General features: G+C 49.2%; 1 protein-coding gene. It reads left to right on the forward strand.

The features are described 5' to 3' along the window. Positions 1-63 precede the first annotated feature (63 nt). The coding region (locus ICN46_RS11880) for an IS481 family transposase (RefSeq protein WP_216209134.1) at positions 64-969 on the forward strand (906 nt) is incomplete at its 3' end.

Genomic DNA, 969 nt, shown 5'->3' on the forward strand with positions numbered 1-969 from the left:
ACATAGTTAACACTTTATACCGGACACATACTTTACAGTTTTTGGCATAGGAGGGACCTTACTATGCCGTGGAATGAAAGTACGAAGATGGATGAAAAGCTCAAGTTTGTATCTCGTTACCTTGATGGCGAGAAGATTGCTACCCTTTGCCAGGAGTTTGGAATCTCCAGAGTCACTGGCCATAAAATCATTGATCGCTATAAAGACAGTGGTTTAGAAGCCTTTACGGATCGATCAAGAAGGCCCTTTAGGCAAGCCAATCGGCTGCCCTTCCAGGTCGAGCAACTGATCGTGAACCTCAAAAAGGAGTTCCCGACCTGGGGCGCTCCTAAATTGCGCGACAGATTGCACACCCACTACCCGGAGTTAGCATTGCCCGCCAAAAGCACGGTGCATGCCGTTCTCGATCGCCATGGCTTAGTCAAAAAGAAACGCAGACGCCACCACCCCAAGCTCACGGGGACCAACTTATCGGATCTCAAAGAACCGAATGCTCTATGGTGCGTGGACTACAAAGGGGAGTTTATGCTGGGTAATAAGCAGTACTGTTACCCCTTAACCGTGACGGACTATGCCTCTCGCTTCCTCATTTGCTGTGAAGGCCTAGAGAGTACTCGCGAAGCGCAGGCTTTTACGGTCTTTGAGCAACTCTTCAAAGAGTATGGGCTGCCAGGCTCCATCCGCTCAGACAACGGTGTGCCGTTTGCCTGCGCTAATGCGCTCTATGGTTTAAGTAGTCTATCGGTGTGGTGGCTTCGTTTAGGCATTGGTATTGAGCACATTAAGCCCGGCAATCCTCAGCAAAATGGTCGGCATGAACGCATGCATTTAACGCTCAAGCAAGCGACGACTAAACCCCCTGCCAAAACACTTTTGCAACAGCAAGATAAGTTTGAAGACTTTATCCATGAGTACAACTATGAGCGGCCCCATCAAGCCCTGGAGATGAAAAAACCGGCACAGCTCTAT

It is taken from the genome of Polynucleobacter sp. Latsch14-2 (genome assembly GCF_018881925.1).
In the GTDB taxonomy this organism is placed as follows: Bacteria; Pseudomonadota; Gammaproteobacteria; order Burkholderiales; family Burkholderiaceae; genus Polynucleobacter.